Origin of the sequence: Acinetobacter sp. YH12027, assembly GCF_013420085.1 — a bacterium.
Classification (GTDB): Bacteria; Pseudomonadota; Gammaproteobacteria; order Pseudomonadales; family Moraxellaceae; genus Acinetobacter; species Acinetobacter amyesii.
Window position 1 is genome coordinate 18,723 of sequence record NZ_VOYW01000036.1, and the last position, 15,697, is coordinate 34,419.

Here is a 15,697-nt window from a genome sequence, read left to right on the forward strand (position 1 = left end):
TACAAGGACTTAGGCAATTGACAGTTATGCACCCTTTCAAACAGAAATTTCTGGCGCAGCAAAAGAAAATTAAACACTTGTCTACACGTGTGTTTAATGCAAAATCGTTGGTCCTTTCTCAATCAACACCCTATGAAGTAATTACTGAATATAAACATGCAAAAGTTCGGTATTACGCTTCGCCTGATCGTAAATACAAAGAACCCTTAGTGTTTGTTGCTCCACTGGCCATCAATATGGCGATTTATGATTTGTATCCATATCGCTCATTGGTTAAACATTTTCAACACAGTGGCTTTGATGTCTATTTGCTGGAATGGGGAAAATTAAACTATCAAGATCGTTTCTTAAATTTTCTATCGTTTATTGATGATGTGATTCCACATTGTATTGATCAAATTTGTGAGCATGCAGATAGTCGATACATCTCGCTACACGGTTGGAGTATGGCTGGAGTCTTTGTCACGCTGTATACCGCATTACATCAACCTGAACATGTTAAAAATCTCATGGTGATGGGCGCACCAATTGATAGCTATGCCTCAGGTCGTATCGGAAAGTTATTTCAAAAAACCAATCGCTTGCTTTCACGTAGTAAGAATTTACAAGATACTGTTTACACTGGGAAAATTCCTAAACATTTTATCCATACACCGGGCGTGCTTAATGCGATTGGATTTAAAATCGTCGATCCAATGGGTTGGTTCAAAAGCCAAAAGCAATTTTTATCTAACTTAGATAATCTGCATGACCTGTATGAACATGCAACCATGGGCGATTTTCTCAATCACATGATTGACTATCCGGGTGGCATTAACCAAGACATGGTGTTCAATGTTTGGCTACAAAATCCGCTTAAAAACGGCATTATTCAATTGAAAGATAAAGTTATTCAATTAAAAAATATCCACTGTTCATTGTTGATTGGCGCGGGTTCTAGCGATCAAATTGTTACGGCAGATGCAGCAAGTCCTTTAGGCGAATTGACAAGTAGTCAAGATGTCACGTTTACTCTCATTCCCGGTGGTCACCTCGGCCTGATGTCGAGTCAAAAAAGTGCCAATCAATTTTGGCCAACTTTGACCCAGTGGCTTACACAAAAATCCAGTTTATTGAAATAAAAATTTAGAGGGTAAAGATGATTCAGTCAGTTGCATTTATCGGATTGGGCGCAATGGGTTACCGTATGGCAGCGCACCTACCAAAACAGTTCGACACGGTTTATGTCTGGAATCGAAACTTTACCAAGGCAGAACAACATGCTGCTGAATTTGGTACGCAAGCGGTTGCTTTAGAGCAAGCAATACAAGCGGACATTATTTTTTCCTGCCTACCCATCAGCCAAGATGTTGAAAATTTAATTGCGAGTGTAACGCTGAAATCAGGCTCGATTTGGGTCGACTGTACCAGCGGTGTACCCGAATCTGCAAAAAAACTCGCTGCTGCCTTAAAGCAGCAAAATATTGCATTCTTAGATGCCCCTGTGAGTGGACAAACCATTGGCGCTGAAACGGGAACATTAACCGTCATGATTGGTGGTGACAAAGTAGCCTTTGAACGTGCATTACCTGCGATCCAAACATTTGGCAAACTGATTAAACATGTGGGTGAACCGGGTGCGGGTTTTGCCGTCAAAGCTGTAAACAACATGTTAATGGCTGTAAATCTTTGTGCAGTTGCTGAAGGATTCACCACCTTAAAAGCGCATGGCGTGGACTTACATGAAGCACTCGATTGTATTAATGCGTCGAGCGGTAAAAGTAATGTGACTGAAACAGTTTTACCGCAGCGCGTACTGAATCGTAGCTTCCCATTAACCTTTGCACTTCCATTACTTGCAAAAGATACGGGAATTGCTGTTGATCTGGTGCGACAAGCAAAACTTTCAGCACCGGTGCTCTCTTTGACGCAAAATTTAATCCAAGCAGCAAGCGATCAAGCTGAAGAAAACAGTGATTTTTCAAGCGCTATGATTATGTATGAAAAATGGAGTAAAATTACAATTGAGTAATAACTCGCCATTGAATAACGATAAATAACCATCATATTGTACTCTAGTGTCATAACACACATTGTTACAAATGACAGAGGAAACTCGCATGAACAAATTTACCCTCGCAACTTTGCTAGGTGCTGTAACTTTAATCGGGGCTTCTACTGCTGTTTTAGCATCTGAGCAAGAATGCCAAAAGTTGAAAAATGACCATGATGTGATTTATGCATCGAAAGGTTTCTGCTTTAAAGATCCTGACGCTAAAGCGAAGTTTGGCAATGACAATTGCTACACAACTAAGCCTAAATTTTCAGAAAAAGAGCAACAACGACTTGACGCGATCAAAGATCGTCAGAAAGAATTGAACTGTAAATAATTACGATTCAATTCGCTCAAGGAATTTAGCAATGACTTATGATGATCAAAATATTTTTGCTCGGATTTTACGCGGAGAACTTCCTGCGTTTAAAGTCTATGAAGATGATCAAGTACTCGCTTTTATGGATGTCATGCCACAGGCCGAAGGTCATACGCTCGTAATTCCTAAAACCCCTGCTATTACGCTGCTTGATTTAGATCCAGAAGCGGCTGCTTATACCATTCAGGTAGCTCAAAAAGTTGCAAAAGCAATGGAAAAAGCCTTAGACGTGAAAGGTATCGTATTGATGCAGTTGTCTGGCGCTGCTGCGGGTCAAACTGTTCCGCATGTGCATTTCCACCTAATTCCGACTTCAGTGCATGAATTAGGTAAACATGCCGCACAAATGGGCGACATGGAAAAAATCAAAGCCATTGGCGAAAAAATCAAAGCAGCACTTTAAGTTCAATTGAGTTTAAAGTGATGATCAATGGAGCTTCGGCTCCATTTTTTATGTCTCGAATATTATCCCAAGAACTTTTAGCTGCAAAATTTACTGTTCAATACAACCCTAAGCATTTAATAAATATTCATTTTTATAAGTATAAAAGCAATTTAAACCAGAAATCACCTTTCACCGTTTTGAAATATTTCCTTAATAGAACTGTCTTATTTGTAATGAATACTTAGCGCCATTAGATAGCGAAATTACTTCTAGCCAAGCTACTGATAAAACATATTGATATGACTGGAAAAGTCTTCTGGAGCTTCAAATGAAAAAAACTCTATGTGCATTAGCAATCGGGGCAACAATTCTTACACCAATGATGGCATCTGCTGCAGATGTAAAAATTTATGGCCGTGCACATGTCTCTCTTGACTATCTAGATGATGGTAAAGATTACAACGAAGTTGGTCTTTCTTCTAATGCTTCACGCTTAGGCTTCAAAGTAGATCAAAAAATTAATGATGACCTCAACGTATTCGCTCAAATTGAGCAAGAAGTAAACTTTGCAAGCGGTAGCCAAGACAGCAAAGGTATAGATTTTTCAACACGTGACACATTCGTGGGTTTAAAAAGTTCAACTTATGGTCAAGCACGTGTAGGTCGTTTTGACAGCCCATTTAAAGTCGCACGTAGCCCTGTGAACTTCTTCGGTGACATGGTTGGTGACGTTCGTAACGTAACACGTGTCGGCAACTTAAAATTTGATGAACGTAATGAAAACACCATTGAATATAAATCGCCAAAATTTGGCGGTGGTTTCAATGTACTAGCTGCAATGTCGATGCATTCAGGTACACAAATTGACCGTGAAACAGATGGTGAAGGCAAAGATGACAACAAAGCCTATGACCTTGCTCTAACCTATAAAGAAGGTCCAATTGATTTTGCAGCAGCTTACGAAAAGTATGATGAAAATGCAGCAAACGCAGCTGGTGGTGCAAGTCGTGATGCATTCCGTATTGCCGGTGCATATAAATTAACTGAAGAATTTAACTTGGGTGCCTTATACCAAATTGCCAAACACGACAACGATACAGCCAACCCAGATGCGCAAGTTTTCGGTGTAGCTGGCGAATATAAAGTAACGCCTAAAACCTCAGTACGCGGTGAATACTTCTACCGTGACGTAGATGCTGATGATGCCAATGCAAGCTTGATCGGTGTGGGTGTAGAACATAAGTTGGATAGCACATTACGCGTATACGGCAACTTAGCAACTGTGCTTAACGACAAAAACTCTAAACTCAATCCTTGGAAAGAAGGTCGTAGCTTCGGTAACGGTATCTCAGGTATCGGTGATGAAAATGCAACTGCACTTTCTCTTGGTCTACGTTACGACTTCTAAGCTGCAATATCTCCCCCAAAAGACATACTCCGGTATGTCTTTTTTACTCTTAAATTCAAAAAAGAAGAGCAACAAAGATTAAATTATTAGAGAGAAGCAAGTTGAGTTCGCATTTTGCTTCCGACCGGTCAAAGTTGCATCATGAACTATACTCATCTCACTCAAGAACAAAGATATCAAATATACAACTCGTTATGCAGAGGTTTTTCTAAGGCTGTACTAGCTCAAATCTGATCTGACGGTTACCAATTGCTTAAGGCTGTACCGCTTAGTAACCACCTTCTGTTTTCATCACTTGGGTATCTGTTTTATACTTCGATAAAAGCTCACGTAACGAATTCATGAGCACACTGGTGTCGACACCCACGGCAACAAATTCTGTGCCTAACTCGATATACTTCTGAGTCACATCATGCTGTGTCGACAAAATACCTGCTGCTTTACCCGCCTTACGTATACGCTGAATTGCATCAATCACGGTTTTTTGTACTTCAGGATGGTTCGAATTCCCCTGATAACCCATCGTCGCCGACAAATCCACCGCACCAATAAATACTCCATCGATGCCTTCAATTTTCAGTATTTCTTCTAAGTTTTTAATCCCCTCAACCGACTCAATCTGAATCAGTAAACAGATATTTTCATGTGCAGTTGCATAGTAGTCTGGAATACTGTTCCAACGTGTTGCACGTGCTAATGCTGCACCTACTCCACGAATACCTTCAGGTGGATAACGTACGGCTTTAACCATAAGTTGAGCTTGTTCAACAGTTTCGACCATAGGGATGAGCAAGGTTTGCGCACCGATATCCAACAGTTGTTTAATCAGTTGCACACTACCAATTGGAGGTCTAACCACGGCTTGCGAAGGATATGCAGCAATACTTTGCAATTGCGACAATGTCGTCCGCAAGTCACTTGGCGCATGCTCGCCATCAATCAGCAACCAGTCATAACCTGCATTTGCAGCTATTTCAGTCCCATAAGCATCGGCTAAACCGACCCACAAACCAACCTGCTGTTCGGTTTTTAATTTTTTCTTGAAATGATTGGTGTAATCCATCGCTGCTGTCTCATGCTTAAACTATGATTAACTACAATTGATTAAACGCCTTTTGGCAAAAACTACCAATAGCATTTATCTATCTTATGATTTTATATAACTCTAATTCGCACTTCATACAGCTTAAATCTATTAATTTTTAGCCATTGAGTACAGCATATACGACTAAGATCTATCCTTGGAAAATTTTCTCCTTAGACCATTTGGCCGTTTATCCGCTAAACTACAGCAAACTATATCTGGAGATATTCGATGGATCTGTTAAACGTATCAAAACAACGCTATACCACGAAAGCTTATGATCCTGCTAAAAAAATTCCGCAGGAACAATTTGAGCGTTTATTACAAATACTCCGTTTAGCACCATCTTCTATTAATATTCAGCCTTGGCATTTTTTTATTGCAGATCATGATGCAGCCAAACAACGCATTGCCAAAGCCTTAGTAGGAAAATATGCCTACAATGCCCCAAAAGTTTTAGATTCATCACATACGATTTTATTCTGTACTAAAGCAGACATCACTGCAGAGCATTTAGATAATCTTTTAAATCAGGATGATCGTAGTGGTCGCTTTAAAGATGACAAAGCCAAACAAGGTCAAAAAGACAGCCGTACAGGTTATGTCGATTATTATCGTAATGTAAAAGGTGATATTCAACGTTGGGCTGAAAACCAAACATTTATTGCTTTAGGTCAAATGCTTTTGGCAGCAGGCATTGAAGGTGTGGATGCAACTCCGATTGGTGGATTTGACGAAGCGATCATCTCTAAAGAATTGGGCTTAGTTGAACAAAACTTGATTCCTTCTGTACTGATGACTTTAGGCTATCGTAGCGAAAATGATTTCAATGCGAAATTACCTAAATCACGTCTGAATGCTGAAGAAATTTTTACACATCTTTAGGCTTTCCATAAAACCGACGAAAGGGGCAATTTTGCCTCTTTTTTGTCATTTCAGGACTTATTATTTAAACAATTATCGAGTATATTCTGCTCAAAATATACTCAGGTTTCTCCCTATGCCTACAGCTATAAAATTACCTATGAAATTTCATTGCGAAGCGTGCAATACGGTTTATTTACAAAAATATGCGGGCGATATGCTTCATAGCTATCCAAACTGCCCAAACTGTAAACAACCGGGTCAGTTACAAGGCACCATTGAAACTCAAGATTTCCTGAAGCACCCTGTTGCTGTGGGTAAATGTTATTTTGAAAACACCTTACAACGTTTTCAACAACTCACACGTTAACTATGCATCTAAAACTAAAAGCCCTCAAATCGAGGGCTTTTTTTATAACGATATATTTAGCAACAATGTGAAAATATAATATTTATAAATTGGTCTGAACTTTGCTGAATAATTTGAATCAGAACAACAAATCAAGCAGAGGTGGGACATGTCATATTTACTACAAATGCCGATGAAGTTTGAATGCGGTCATTGCCATCAAATGTATCTGCATACTTATCAATATACTGATCATCACTGCCCTGAGTGTCCGACCTGTCGAGATCAAGGACTGCTCATGGGCGTGGCTGAGTGGGATGATTTGCTACAACACCCGATCGTTTTTGCTAAAAGTTATCTTAGACAGACATGGCATATGCTAAGCAAACCACACTCATGATCCCTGCAATCAAACCAAAGACGGTTGCGACTCTCAATTTTTCTTTAAAGATGATGAGGCCCGCAACCACACCTAAAACCACGACCAGAATATTCATGCCAGCAAAGACGATTGCTGGTGTGTCTTTAAGCAACATGTGGGCTTTCACATACAGTGCAATATTAGCAAAGTTTAAGAGACCTAAGCCCAATCCAGCGAGGATATTTTTGGTCTTCCCCAGACTGCCGTGTTGTACAATGTTATAAATACTCGAAAGTAGAAATGCACAAATAAACACCAGATTTAAAGTCACCGCAAACTGCATGCCCAAACCTGAGGCAAATTTTAATAGCACATCAATCAGTGCATAGCCTGCCCAAACGCTTAATAAAAATAAAATCCCCTGCTTTCCATCAATGCTTCCCTTACGCTGTGAAAATAAAATCAGCAATACCGCAAGTACACCAAGCGCAATACCAATGAGCTTAATGGCATTAAAATATTCACTGAAAATAAAATAGGCTGCGCTAAGAGAAAGCACAACCGATAAGCGCTGAGCCAATTCGGTTTTTAAAATACCTGCTGTTTGCAGTGAGCGTGCTAAGCAATAAAAAATCGTCGGCAGTAATACACCCAAAGCCGCAATTAAAACCCACGGCGTTTTATTAATCGAAATATGGGCTAGATCCGGCTTAAACCATAGAAAACATAAAATACTCGCAGATGCATAATTCCATGTGATCATTTGTGCAGGGTTAAAACCCCGATCACGACAGAGTTTTAGAATTACTGAAACGAGAACACTGCAAATCGCGGCAGCAAAGATCAATTCCATGACACGCTCTTATTCTTGAGTTGTATTTAAAGCAATTTTTCTAAGTTCAAATCAAAGAAAAGCCCACTTAATTGTGGGCTTTTCTTCAAAAATAATCTATCTCAAGACAAATTATTTATAGTGACTCACCATTTTCTCTAAAGAAATTGGACGAATCTTGTCAGCATTACCCGCTGTACCAAATGCTTCATAACGATCGATACAAATTTGTTTCATTGCATCAACAGTTGCAGAGAAGAATTTACGTGGGTCAAATTCAGCTGGTTTTTCAGCCATCATACGGCGCATAGCACCTGTAGATGCAAGACGTAAGTCAGTATCGATGTTAATTTTACGAACACCGTGTTTGATTGCGTCTACAAGTTGCTCTACTGGAACACCGTAAGTTTCGCCGATGTTACCACCGAATTCATTAATTACAGCCAACCATTCTTGTGGCACAGAGCTTGAACCGTGCATTACAAGATGCGTATTTGGTAACGCAGCGTGAATTTCTTTAATACGGTCAATCGCTAAGATGTCACCTGTAGGTGGACGAGTAAATTTGTACGCACCGTGTGAAGTACCCACTGCAATTGCAAGTGCGTCAACATTGGTATCTGCTACAAATGAACGCGCTTCTTCAACTGAAGTTAAAAGCTGAGAATGGTCAAGTACGCCTTCAGCGCCTACACCATCTTCTTCACCAGCCATACCAGTTTCAAGGCTACCTAAACAACCGATTTCGCCTTCTACTGAAACGCCACACGCATGTGCCATTTGAACAGTACGACGAGTCACGTCTACGTTGTATTCGTATGAAGTTGGCGTTTTACCGTCTTCACCTAAAGAACCGTCCATCATCACTGATGAGAAGCCAAGTTGAATAGAACGTTGACATACATCAGGGCTAGTACCATGGTCTTGGTGCATAACCACAGGAATATGTGGCCATTCTTCGATTGCTGCCAAAATCAAATGACGCAAGAACGGAGCGCCTGCATACTTACGTGCACCCGCAGATGCTTGTACAATTACAGGTGAATTTGTTGCATCTGCTGCAAGCATAATTGCACGCATTTGTTCTAAGTTGTTTACGTTGAATGCTGGTACGCCGTAAGCATGTTCGCCGGCGTGATCCAAGAGCTGGCGCAATGAAATAAGAGCCATAATATCCTCCCAGGTAATGCCGCATATTCTACATGCTCAATCATTTCAATTCAGCAACAAATAACACTATTTAAAAAAAAATCCCTGCATTTGCAGGGACTTTTTAAATAAAGACAACAATCTTAGTGAGCTGCTGCTGCTGAAGCGACTGTTTCAGCGTCAGCTGTTGCTTCGTCTGCAGGTGCATTTGCAATTTCAGCAGGAACATCTTGGTTCTTTTCATCCAATACTGGCTTATCAAGTTCATCAATGGCTTTTTGTTGTTCTGGCGTTGTTTGAGCATTGTCTACGGCAACAGCAGATGCTTCTGATTCCGTTGGTGCCGACTCTTTTTTAGCACAAGCTGTCAAAGTTAATGGTGCGATTAAAAGTACAGCAAGTGCAAGTTTTAAGTTCATCGTTGTTTCCTACTACTGCGAATTAGGTGTTGCGATGAATTTTATTGCAGAAATATTGCACTTTGATGACGGCAAAATGAATGGGCGATAAAAAAAGGCTGACCGAAGCCAACCTTTTTTAATACTGTATTATCTTATTGATAATACTAAATTAAGCACGGTCAAGAAGCGCTGCTACAGCAGGAAGAGTTTTACCTTCAACGAATTCAAGGAAAGCACCACCACCAGTCGAGATGTAACCAATATTGTCTGCAACTTCATATTTATCAATTGCAGCAAGCGTGTCACCACCACCCGCGATCGAGAAGCCTTCAGATTCAGCAATCGCTAAAGACAATGCTTTAGTGCCTTCGCCGAATTGATCAACTTCAAACACACCTACTGGACCATTCCATAGAATAGTTTTTGAAGTTTTCAAGATTTCAGCAAATGCTTTGGCAGTTTCAGGACCTACATCCAAAATCATGTCGTTGTCTGTTACATCTTCAACTTTTTTCACGACAGCTTTAGCAGCAGCTAATGAACCAAGGAAGTCTGCAAAATCAATTTCAGCAGCATCAGCAACAACAACATCTGTTGGAAGTGGTACAGATACTTTTGCGGCAATGGCTTTTGCTGTGTCGATCAGGTCATTTTCACAAAGTGATTTACCAACATTGAAGCCCGCAGCAGCTAAGAATGTATTGGCAATACCACCACCCACGATCAATTGATCACAGATGTCAGATAGTGAAGTTAATACATCTAATTTAGTAGAAACTTTTGAGCCTGCAACAATCGCAACCATTGGTTTTGCAGGAGTTTTAAGTGCACGGCCTAGTGCATCAAGTTCAGCAGCAAGTAACGGACCTGCAGCAGCGACTTTTGCGCAACGTGCTACACCTTCAGTCGATGCTTCTGCACGGTGAGCCGTACCAAATGCATCCATTACGTAAACATCACAAAGTGCTGCGTATTTAGCAGATAATTCAGGATTGTTTTTCTTTTCACCTACGTTGAAACGGCAGTTTTCAAGTAAAACTACTTGACCTGGCATAACGTCAACACCATCCAAATAGTCAGTAATCAATTGAACATCTTGACCCAAAGCTTCTGTTAAATAAGCGGCTACAGGTGCTAGAGACTGTTCTGCTTTAGGCTCACCTTCAACAGGACGACCTAAGTGTGAATACACCATTACAGCAGCACCTTTTTCTAAAGCTGCTTTAATTGTTGGCAACGCCGCACGTAAACGTGCATCGCTTGTAATCACGCCATTTTTAACTGGTACGTTAAGATCTTCACGGATCAGAACACGTTTACCCGCCAAATCTAGGTCAGTCATACGCTGAAAGTTCATGCATTACTCTCTTTTATTGATATCAAAACGCGACGATTTTAAATGATTATGCAGAAAAACGTTAGCTTCTTTTGCAGAAAAGCTATGTCGAGCCAAAGTTTTGTTATGATAGCGAAAAGCCTTATAAAGATTCAGCGCTTATGTCGATTCATCCAGACCCAAATATTAATCGTTTAAATGTTTTAGGCGAACCCTTGGCAAGCTGTTGTTTTGATCCGATTACCGGATATTTTAGAAATGGCTTTTGCCATACAGCAACAACAGACCTTGGTCAGCATACGATGTGTGCACAAATGACATCTGAATTTTTAAACTTTTCCCAAAAAGTTGGCAATGACCTAATCACACCCTTACCCGAAGTTGGTTTTCCAGGACTACAACCTGGTGACTTCTGGTGTATCTGTGTGACTCGCTGGGTGGAAGCGTATCAAGAAGGATTTGCCCCACCTATTAAAATACAAGCGTGTCACCAAGCGGTGCTGTCTTATGTACCGCTTGATGTACTTATGGAATATGCAGTGTAATGAGTACTTCCAAAATCATTTTGGCTTCTAGCAGCCAAACCCGTAAAGACCTAATGGACCGTTTACGGATTGATTACCTCTCAATCGTACCAGATATAGACGAAACACCTCGTGGTGAGAACCACGCTGATGAGTTAGCAAAGCGACTGGCATTTGAAAAAGCTTCAGCAATTGCAAACCAACACCCAGACGCGATTGTGATTGGTTCTGACCAAGTCGCATGGCGCGAAGGCGCACCAGATATTTTTATCGGTAAACCGCTTTGCGATGAAAAAGCCATTAAGCAGCTTCAAGCCAATTCTGACAAAATCGTTTATTTCAGTACGGCACTCAGTGTCCAACAAAAATCGACAGGTTTTGAACAAACCCTTGTCGAGCACTATAAAGTGAAGTTTCGCAAACTTAGCTTGCCTGAAATTGAACGTTATGTTCAGGTTGAACAACCGTTACACTGCGCTGGCAGTTTTAAATGTGAAAGTTTAGGGATTAGCTTATTTGAAGAAATGATCGGGCAAGACCAAACTACACTCATGGGTATGCCAATGATTAAACTCTGCAATATTTTGCGTGAGCTTAAAATATTAGTCCCATAATTTTAAAATCTTTATCTGTTACAGCATAATAAACACATCATTAGCTCTTTATGGGCTAATGATTAAAAAGTCACTTACTTATTTATTACAACCAAGAACTGAAAACATGAAAACGTTTAATTTACTTTCATCTAGCCTCATTAGCATTAGCCTTCTATTTTGTTCGACAAACGGTCATACCAATACAGTGAATCAAACTGTAACCAACTCTCAGCAATACAACAAAAACTTAGTCAATGAATGGGTTCAATATAAATTTATCTATGCTGAATTAGAACAACAAGGCGCTGCAATGCAGGAGCAAATCATTCAACAGCTAGGCACTAAGATCAAAACCGGTGGTAGTAACACGCCAGAACAACAAATCAATAAACTGGTTGCTCTAGGCAAACAAAAATTTGAAAGCATTCAACCACAAACAGTTGAAGTAAAAAAACTTCTAAAACTACAAACCGAAAATGTTGAAATGATGGCAAAAGTCATGCCGAATCATTTCAAATTAATGTCGGACAAAGAAAATACTAAAATTGACACCAATGCACATTTTGAGCAATTCATGAAATTTTCAGCGACAACGGCTGCTGCCAATAGCTATGATTTGGAGGTTGAAAAATTAGTCATGCAATATCTCAAAGACAATCCTTTAAGATAGTCTCAAGTTAATCGAAATAATTTAATGAAATAGAGCCTTGCTAAAAACAGGAATCTCAAGGGACAATATATCCATTGAAATTGTATGTATTTAGCTATGGCTCATTCTCTTAACATCCTCGGCGGCATCAGCGCTGAACAATTCCTTGCCGAATATTGGCAAAAAAAACCATTATTGGTTCGTAATGCACTCCCTGAAATTGCCCAAATACTTGAACCGAAAGACGTTCTTGAATTGGCTTTAGAAGATAACGTCACTGCACGTCTCATCAAACAAAAAGATCGTGATCCTAACCAATGGACAGTGAAATCTTCTCCACTACTTAAAGCCGATTTTCAAAAAATGCCGAAACTGTGGACTTTATTGGTTCAAGCTGTCGATCATTATTCTTTTGACCTAGCCGAGCTATGGAAGCAGTTTTCATTTATTCCGCAATGGCGTCGTGATGACATCATGGTGTCGTATGCACAAAAAGGTGGCTCTGTCGGACAACATTTTGATTTTTACGATGTATTCCTTGTTCAAGGCTATGGTCACCGTCGTTGGCAATTGGGTCAGATGTGTGATGCAGATACTTCATTTGTCGAAGGTCAACCGCTTCGCTTACTACCAGAAATGGATGTTCATTTTGATGAAGTGCTTGCTCCCGGCGACTTACTTTATGTGCCACCAGGCCTATCACACTATGGTGTAGCTGAAGATGAGTGTCTGACGTATTCATTTGGCTTCCGCATGCCAAATGTCACTGAAATGATGGATCGAGTGACAGACAAATTCACAGACAATCCCCTACTTAAAAATCCATTAACTGATATTTTACGTGATCAAATCAGTGCGATTGGCCAAGTGACTGAAAATGAACTTGAGTATTTAAAAGAAAAGTTATTTGAACAATTGCAAAATTCAACCGTACTTGAAGATGCAATCATGAGCTTAATGTCAGAACCTAAATATCCTGACAATATTCCTGAAGCCGAAGAAATCGGCACTGGTGATCTTGAAGAGGCCTTAGATCAAGGCTATCAACTCATGTTAGAACCGGCTTCACGCTTACTATATACAGAGCAAGACGGTGATATTTTGTTTTGGGCAAATGGCGAAGGAATCTGTATCTCAGACGAATTTGCAGTGCATTTAAAAACCATTGCCGATGGCCAAAGTCTAGCGCTAGACGAATCTTTATATGATGCTGATATCTTAGAAAATATTGCCATGCTATTAAATGAATCTGTGCTGATGCTCGTCCCAACGGAAGCTGAATAAACTCAATAAAAAGGGAGCGTCATGCTCCCTTTTTATACTGCTGAATAGCATTATTTTCGCTTTCTACGATTTAAAAAATCTTCGACTTGATCGGCTTTTTTCTCCACGATGACGTGATAAACCCATACTATCAACAACACCAGTCCAATAAACCACAGATAGCGCATTACGCTGTATTTAAGGTGAAGACATAGACTAGAATGTGGTGATCGTAGATACCATCGGAATTCAAATATAAAAGCCTAAAAACAAAAGCGAAGCTATGGTGACAAGAAAAAAGGCACATATTTTCAAAGTTTAAGTCATTATTCATCGCAGATTCAAATCCCAAGTGCGACACATTTGTAGTTAGTTGAAAAAGTTAGATGTATTCATAGAATCATTAGACTTTTTCAACTCGCAATTGGAAAGCACACAATGAAGAAATACACCCAACTTTCTCAAGATGAAAGATACAAAATTTATGCTACTTTGAAAAGTAAAAGTTCAATCGCTACCCTTGCTCGGGAATTAGGACGTTCACGATCAACCATCTACCGTGAATTAAAAAGAAATACTGGGCAACGTGGATATAGAGCTCAACAGGCAGCTAAATTTGCAAGTCAAAGACGGTACCGTCCTTCATCATCAATGACAGCATTTGCCTTCGCTTATATTGATTATTTGATTGGTTTGGACTGGTCACCCGAACAAATTTCAGGTGCTTTAACACAACGCGATTGGCTGGATGTGCCTTCACATGAGTGGATTTACCAGTACATTTATCAAGATAAATCAAAAGGCGGTAAACTCCATCTACACTTAAGGCATCAGAAGAAATATCGAAAACGAGGTTACAAAAACACGGATCGTAGGGGTCAAATCATTGATAAAACAAGTATTCATTGCCGAGATGAGGTCATTGATAACGACAACGTTTAGGAGATTTCGAAGGTGACACGGTGATTGGTAAGCATCATAAAGGTGCTTTATTAACTCTCGTTGATCGAAAGAGCCTGTACGTACATATTGTTCATTTAGGGCCAACGAGAGCATCCCCTCAAACGATTACTTATGCATTAGATCGTTTACGAATGAGCCATGCTTATAGCGTGACATTTGATAATGGCAAAGAATTTTCCGAACACAAAAGAATTACTGATACCGGCATAGAGGCGTATTTCGCTGACCCTTACAAGTCTATTCAGCGAGCTAGAAATGAAAATACGAATGGTTTAATCCGTCAATATCTGCCAAAATCATCATCGTTTGATGACGTGTCAAACGAACAAATAGAGCAGATAGAATTTGCACTCAACCATCGTCCTAGAAAAACACTAGGTTGGTATACACCGAGTGAAGTTATGGCTGGTTTTTATACTGTTGCACTTGCTGCTTGAATCCGCCATTTTAAAAAAATTTAAAGTCAAATATCACAATCATGGTTTTTTTTACATACTTTATCCCAGTATTCATAATCTTTTGAATTATTTAGTTTTTTATAATAAAGTCTTAAGTTGTAAATAGCATCAGGGTTCCCATTTATTGCTAATGGTTTTATTATTTCAATAGCTGTATTAATATTAGCTCCCACACCATACCCTTTAAAATATAATGTTGCTAATTGGATCTCCGCTAGAGAATAATTTTGATTTGCCGATAAAGTGTACCACTTGAAAGCCTCCTTAAAATCCTTATTAACCCCTATTCCTTCAAAATACATTTGCCCAATATTAAACTGCGCATCTGGATTACCTAGCAAAGCAGCCTTCTTATAATATTTCAGTGCCTTTTCTAAATCTACATCATAACCATAGCCATAATTATACATCACACCTATTAAATTAAAGGCTGGCGCGAAATTATCATTTTCAATCTCCTTAAAAATTGATGCTGCTTCTGTATAATATCCTTGCTCTAATCGAACTCTTCCTACATTATAAATAGCTGGAATATAATAGATCTCTTGCGAAAGTAAAAACCACCTCAATCTAAGTTTCATGAGATATCAGAACTTAAACCGTTTTTCAGATTCTGAATTTAAACGCTTGGTTGGCGTACCTCGACCAGTTTTTACCGAAATGG

Annotated in this window: 17 protein-coding genes and 2 pseudogenes; 13 read left to right on the forward strand and 6 right to left on the reverse strand. The window is 39.6% G+C overall.

The genetic code is table 11. The annotated features are described in order from the left end of the window. Nucleotides 1–26: 26 nt before the first annotated feature. The 5 genes from FTT94_RS12685 to FTT94_RS12705 all read left to right on the forward strand — a co-directional run bounded on the left by FTT94_RS12685 (nucleotide 27) and on the right by FTT94_RS12705 (nucleotide 4,204). Nucleotides 27–1,121, forward strand: coding sequence for an alpha/beta fold hydrolase (locus FTT94_RS12685; protein WP_180170901.1), 1,095 nt, complete (start codon nucleotides 27–29; stop codon nucleotides 1,119–1,121). Nucleotides 1,122–1,138: 17 nt separating this feature from the next. After that, nucleotides 1,139–2,011 (forward strand): NAD(P)-dependent oxidoreductase, encoded by an 873-nt coding sequence (locus FTT94_RS12690; protein ID WP_180060194.1) that lies wholly within the window; start codon nucleotides 1,139–1,141, stop codon nucleotides 2,009–2,011. Between the two features lie 88 nt (nucleotides 2,012–2,099). Continuing rightward, complete coding sequence (locus FTT94_RS12695) at nucleotides 2,100–2,369, forward strand: YARHG domain-containing protein (protein ID WP_078188510.1); 270 nt, start codon at nucleotides 2,100–2,102, stop codon at nucleotides 2,367–2,369. A gap of 31 nt (nucleotides 2,370–2,400) precedes the next feature. Next, the gene (locus FTT94_RS12700; protein WP_078188511.1) at nucleotides 2,401–2,814 is read left to right on the forward strand and encodes an HIT family protein; all 414 of its coding nucleotides are present in this window, start codon (nucleotides 2,401–2,403) and stop codon (nucleotides 2,812–2,814) included. 310 nt (nucleotides 2,815–3,124) lie between these two features. Then, nucleotides 3,125–4,204 (forward strand): porin, encoded by a 1,080-nt coding sequence (locus FTT94_RS12705; RefSeq protein WP_180065582.1) that lies wholly within the window; start codon nucleotides 3,125–3,127, stop codon nucleotides 4,202–4,204. 268 nt (nucleotides 4,205–4,472) lie between these two features. On the opposite strand, the gene hpaI is transcribed toward FTT94_RS12705, so the two are convergent. After that, on the reverse strand, nucleotides 4,473–5,267 hold the full coding sequence (hpaI, locus tag FTT94_RS12710; RefSeq protein WP_180170902.1) for a 4-hydroxy-2-oxoheptanedioate aldolase: 795 nt from the start codon (nucleotides 5,265–5,267) through the stop codon (nucleotides 4,473–4,475). Between the two features lie 252 nt (nucleotides 5,268–5,519). On the opposite strand from hpaI, the gene nfsB reads away from it, so the two are divergent. Beyond that, nucleotides 5,520–6,173 carry an oxygen-insensitive NAD(P)H nitroreductase gene (gene nfsB, locus FTT94_RS12715; RefSeq protein ID WP_180170903.1) on the forward strand — a complete coding sequence of 218 codons (654 nt, stop codon included), beginning with the start codon at nucleotides 5,520–5,522 and terminating at the stop codon, nucleotides 6,171–6,173. Between the two features lie 115 nt (nucleotides 6,174–6,288). Next, a complete protein-coding gene (locus FTT94_RS12720; RefSeq protein WP_078188692.1) occupies nucleotides 6,289–6,522 on the forward strand; it encodes a hypothetical protein in 234 nt (77 codons plus the stop codon). Nucleotides 6,523–6,860: 338 nt separating this feature from the next. On the opposite strand, the gene FTT94_RS12725 is transcribed toward FTT94_RS12720, so the two are convergent. The 4 genes from FTT94_RS12725 to FTT94_RS12740 form a co-directional block, all read right to left on the reverse strand. Next, nucleotides 6,861–7,715 (reverse strand): EamA family transporter, encoded by an 855-nt coding sequence (locus FTT94_RS12725; RefSeq protein ID WP_180108722.1) that lies wholly within the window; start codon nucleotides 7,713–7,715, stop codon nucleotides 6,861–6,863. A 111-nt stretch (nucleotides 7,716–7,826) separates the two neighbouring features. Then, nucleotides 7,827–8,864, reverse strand: coding sequence for a class II fructose-bisphosphate aldolase (fba, locus tag FTT94_RS12730; RefSeq protein WP_078188695.1), 1,038 nt, complete (start codon nucleotides 8,862–8,864; stop codon nucleotides 7,827–7,829). Nucleotides 8,865–8,986: 122 nt separating this feature from the next. Next, the gene (locus FTT94_RS12735; RefSeq protein ID WP_180170904.1) at nucleotides 8,987–9,262 is read right to left on the reverse strand and encodes a hypothetical protein; all 276 of its coding nucleotides are present in this window, start codon (nucleotides 9,260–9,262) and stop codon (nucleotides 8,987–8,989) included. A 151-nt stretch (nucleotides 9,263–9,413) separates the two neighbouring features. Further along, nucleotides 9,414–10,601, reverse strand: coding sequence for a phosphoglycerate kinase (locus tag FTT94_RS12740; RefSeq protein ID WP_111883739.1), 1,188 nt, complete (start codon nucleotides 10,599–10,601; stop codon nucleotides 9,414–9,416). Between the two features lie 140 nt (nucleotides 10,602–10,741). Between FTT94_RS12740 and FTT94_RS12745 the strand changes: the two genes are divergently transcribed. The 5 genes and pseudogenes from FTT94_RS12745 (at nucleotide 10,742) to FTT94_RS12765 (ending at nucleotide 15,012) form a co-directional block, all read left to right on the forward strand. Beyond that, nucleotides 10,742–11,125 (forward strand): DUF2237 family protein, encoded by a 384-nt coding sequence (locus FTT94_RS12745; RefSeq protein ID WP_078193708.1) that lies wholly within the window; start codon nucleotides 10,742–10,744, stop codon nucleotides 11,123–11,125. Then, entirely contained in the window at nucleotides 11,125–11,718 is a 594-nt protein-coding gene (locus FTT94_RS12750) for a nucleoside triphosphate pyrophosphatase (RefSeq protein ID WP_078193512.1), read from the forward strand. Before FTT94_RS12745 ends, FTT94_RS12750 begins: the two co-directional genes overlap by 1 nt. 106 nt (nucleotides 11,719–11,824) lie before the next feature. Then, a complete protein-coding gene (locus FTT94_RS12755) occupies nucleotides 11,825–12,370 on the forward strand; it encodes a hypothetical protein (protein ID WP_180170905.1) in 546 nt (181 codons plus the stop codon). Between the two features lie 96 nt (nucleotides 12,371–12,466). Then, nucleotides 12,467–13,633, forward strand: a complete 1,167-nt coding sequence (locus tag FTT94_RS12760) for a cupin domain-containing protein (protein WP_180147398.1) — start codon at nucleotides 12,467–12,469, stop codon at nucleotides 13,631–13,633. Between the two features lie 417 nt (nucleotides 13,634–14,050). Then, a pseudogene (locus FTT94_RS12765) lies at nucleotides 14,051–15,012 on the forward strand (IS30 family transposase). Between the two features lie 26 nt (nucleotides 15,013–15,038). On the opposite strand, the gene FTT94_RS12770 reads toward FTT94_RS12765, so the two are convergent. After that, nucleotides 15,039–15,614 (reverse strand): tetratricopeptide repeat protein, encoded by a 576-nt coding sequence (locus tag FTT94_RS12770; RefSeq protein ID WP_180170906.1) that lies wholly within the window; start codon nucleotides 15,612–15,614, stop codon nucleotides 15,039–15,041. Here FTT94_RS12770 and FTT94_RS12775 point away from each other — a divergent pair. Continuing rightward, nucleotides 15,613–15,697 (forward strand): annotated as a pseudogene (locus FTT94_RS12775) (IS5/IS1182 family transposase); the annotation flags it as partial. The gene FTT94_RS12770 and the pseudogene FTT94_RS12775 overlap by 2 nt on opposite strands.

Excerpts from the sequence above, each read along its gene's own strand:
- fba (WP_078188695.1), bottom strand. The coding sequence starts at position 8,864 with ATGGCTCTTATTTCATTGCGCCAGCTCTTGGATCACGCCGGCGAACAT.
- FTT94_RS12695 (WP_078188510.1), top strand. The coding sequence starts at position 2,100 with ATGAACAAATTTACCCTCGCAACTTTGCTAGGTGCTGTAACTTTAATC.
- FTT94_RS12760 (WP_180147398.1), top strand. The coding sequence starts at position 12,467 with ATGGCTCATTCTCTTAACATCCTCGGCGGCATCAGCGCTGAACAATTC.
- FTT94_RS12720 (WP_078188692.1), top strand. The coding sequence starts at position 6,289 with ATGCCTACAGCTATAAAATTACCTATGAAATTTCATTGCGAAGCGTGC.
- nfsB (WP_180170903.1), top strand. The coding sequence starts at position 5,520 with ATGGATCTGTTAAACGTATCAAAACAACGCTATACCACGAAAGCTTAT.
- FTT94_RS12705 (WP_180065582.1), top strand. The coding sequence starts at position 3,125 with ATGAAAAAAACTCTATGTGCATTAGCAATCGGGGCAACAATTCTTACA.
- FTT94_RS12750 (WP_078193512.1), top strand. The coding sequence starts at position 11,125 with ATGAGTACTTCCAAAATCATTTTGGCTTCTAGCAGCCAAACCCGTAAA.
- FTT94_RS12745 (WP_078193708.1), top strand. The coding sequence starts at position 10,742 with ATGTCGATTCATCCAGACCCAAATATTAATCGTTTAAATGTTTTAGGC.
- FTT94_RS12690 (WP_180060194.1), top strand. The coding sequence starts at position 1,139 with ATGATTCAGTCAGTTGCATTTATCGGATTGGGCGCAATGGGTTACCGT.
- FTT94_RS12685 (WP_180170901.1), top strand. The coding sequence starts at position 27 with ATGCACCCTTTCAAACAGAAATTTCTGGCGCAGCAAAAGAAAATTAAA.
- hpaI (WP_180170902.1), bottom strand. The coding sequence starts at position 5,267 with ATGGATTACACCAATCATTTCAAGAAAAAATTAAAAACCGAACAGCAG.
- FTT94_RS12755 (WP_180170905.1), top strand. The coding sequence starts at position 11,825 with ATGAAAACGTTTAATTTACTTTCATCTAGCCTCATTAGCATTAGCCTT.
- FTT94_RS12770 (WP_180170906.1), bottom strand. The coding sequence starts at position 15,614 with ATGAAACTTAGATTGAGGTGGTTTTTACTTTCGCAAGAGATCTATTAT.
- FTT94_RS12700 (WP_078188511.1), top strand. The coding sequence starts at position 2,401 with ATGACTTATGATGATCAAAATATTTTTGCTCGGATTTTACGCGGAGAA.
- FTT94_RS12735 (WP_180170904.1), bottom strand. The coding sequence starts at position 9,262 with ATGAACTTAAAACTTGCACTTGCTGTACTTTTAATCGCACCATTAACT.
- FTT94_RS12725 (WP_180108722.1), bottom strand. The coding sequence starts at position 7,715 with ATGGAATTGATCTTTGCTGCCGCGATTTGCAGTGTTCTCGTTTCAGTA.
- FTT94_RS12740 (WP_111883739.1), bottom strand. The coding sequence starts at position 10,601 with ATGAACTTTCAGCGTATGACTGACCTAGATTTGGCGGGTAAACGTGTT.